Source organism: Stenotrophomonas sp. 2YAF22 (genome assembly GCF_052114665.1).
Taxonomy (GTDB): Bacteria; Pseudomonadota; Gammaproteobacteria; order Xanthomonadales; family Xanthomonadaceae; genus Stenotrophomonas; species Stenotrophomonas indicatrix.
On sequence record NZ_JBFRFE010000745.1, the window covers coordinates 1 to 1,832 of the forward strand.

Sequence of the window (1,832 nt, forward strand, 5' to 3'; positions counted from 1 at the left end):
CCGCGCAGCCCCTCGAAGATCGCCATGTGCTCGTCGGCGCGCGCGATCCCGTCGCTGCACGCAATGCGATGCGCCATCACTTCCAGCGCCTGTTCGAGGCGATGCTGGAGGCGACCGAAAGCCAGGCGCTGGCCGAGATCCGCCGGCAGACCCAGCAGGACCGCGAGCGCTTCCTGGCCACGACCCGGATCTGACCGGGTTCATCCTGCGGTGCCGGGCCATGCTCGGCTGCTTTCGGCTGGAACGTGCGGTACCCGCATCGCCTGCATCCACGCGCTATGCTGGGCTCCGGACGTCTCCCATAAGGAAAGCGCGATGTTCCCGACCATGTTCTTCAGCGCGGTGCTGGCCTTCGTGGCCGTGGTCATCCTGTTCAAGGCAGTGCGGATGGTGCCACAGGGCTATGAATGGACCGTCGAGCGGTTCGGCCGTTACACCCACACCATGTCGCCCGGCCTGCATTTCCTGATCCCGATCGTCTACGGGGTGGGGCGCAAGGTGAACATGATGGAGCAGGTGCTGGACGTGCCCGGCCAGGAAGTGATCACCAAGGACAACGCCGCCGTGCGCGTCGATGGCGTGGTGTTCTTCCAGGTACTGGACGCGGCCAAGGCCGCCTACGAGGTATCGGTGCTGGAAGTGGCGATGATCGCCCTGGTGCAGACCAACATCCGTACCGTGATCGGCTCGATGGACCTGGATGAATCGCTCAGCCAGCGCGAGGTGATCAACGCCAAGCTGCTCAGCGTGGTCGATCATGCGACCAACCCGTGGGGCGTSAAGGTCAACCGCATCGAGATCCGCGACATCCAGCCGCCGCGCGACCTGCTCGATGCGATGGCACGGCAGATGAAGGCCGAGCGCGAGAAGCGCGCGCAGATCCTCGAGGCGGAAGGTTCGCGGCAGTCTGAGATCCTGCGTGCCGAAGGCGAGAAGCAGGCTACGGTGCTGGAGGCGGAGGGGCGGCGCGAGGCCGCATTCCGCGACGCCGAAGCGCGCGAGCGCCTGGCCGAAGCCGAAGCCAAGGCGACCCAGGTGGTGTCGGCGGCGATCGCCGACGGCGACGTCCAGGCCATCAACTACTTCATCGCCCAGAAGTATGTGGAAGCGTTCAAGGAACTGGCCACGTCGCCGAACCAGAAGCTGGTGCTGATGCCGATGGAGGCCAGCGGAGTGATTGGTTCGATCGCCGGCGTGGCCGAGCTGGCCAAGCAGGCCCTGTCCAACCAGGAAACCCGGCCGCCGGCAAGGCGGCCGCCACCGATCGGAGGCTGACATGCGCTGGGAAGTCGTTGCCTGGGGTGCGTTGGCCTTGCTGCTGTTCGCCGCCGAAGCGCTGGCGCCCGGCGCGTTCATGCTGTGGATCGGCATCGGTGCGGCGGCGGTGTTCGCGCTGGTAGCGGTGTTCGCCGATATCCCGGTGCTGTGGCAGGTGGTCGCTTTCGTGGTGCTGAGCGTGCTGTCGATCCAGTGCTACCGGCACTGGGGCAAGCCGCGCGCGCGGCAGAGTGACGCGCCGCTGCTGAACCGCCGCGCTGAACAACTGGTCGGGCGGGTGGTGCCCTTGCAGCAGGCCATCGTTGGCGGGCAGGGCAGGGTCAGCATCGACGACGCGTCGTGGCAGGTGAGTGGGCCGGAGCTGCCGGCCGGCACGCTGGTGCGGGTGGTGGCGGTGCAGGGCAGTGCGCTGGTGGTCGAGGCGGTCGCCTAGGGTTTCCAGCGAACGGCACAGCCCCTCGTGGATTGGCCGCTTGATGCGTCGGGGTCTGTTTGTTGGGTCGGGCGGGTTGGGTTCGCGGGGGACGCCGTGAACCCATCCCTGGGGGCTTGGC

Annotated in this window: 2 protein-coding genes and 1 pseudogene; all 3 read left to right on the plus strand. The window is 67.3% G+C overall.

Going from position 1 to position 1,832, the window contains the following annotated elements:
- A pseudogene (locus AB4Y84_RS20670) lies at positions 1 to 194 on the plus strand (hypothetical protein); the annotation flags it as partial.
- Between the two features lie 121 nt (positions 195 to 315).
- A complete protein-coding gene (locus AB4Y84_RS20675) occupies positions 316 to 1,275 on the plus strand; it encodes an SPFH domain-containing protein (RefSeq protein WP_313113754.1) in 960 nt (319 codons plus the stop codon).
- Position 1,276: 1 nt separating this feature from the next.
- Positions 1,277 to 1,711 carry an NfeD family protein gene (locus AB4Y84_RS20680; RefSeq protein ID WP_105164521.1) on the plus strand — a complete coding sequence of 145 codons (435 nt, stop codon included), beginning with the start codon at positions 1,277 to 1,279 and terminating at the stop codon, positions 1,709 to 1,711.
- The last annotated feature ends 121 nt before the right edge of the window (positions 1,712 to 1,832 follow it).

What these genes read in the sequence shown, in the direction of transcription:
- AB4Y84_RS20680 (WP_105164521.1), top strand. Translation starts at nt 1,277, where the DNA reads ATGCGCTGGGAAGTCGTTGCCTGGGGTGCGTTGGCCTTGCTGCTGTTC.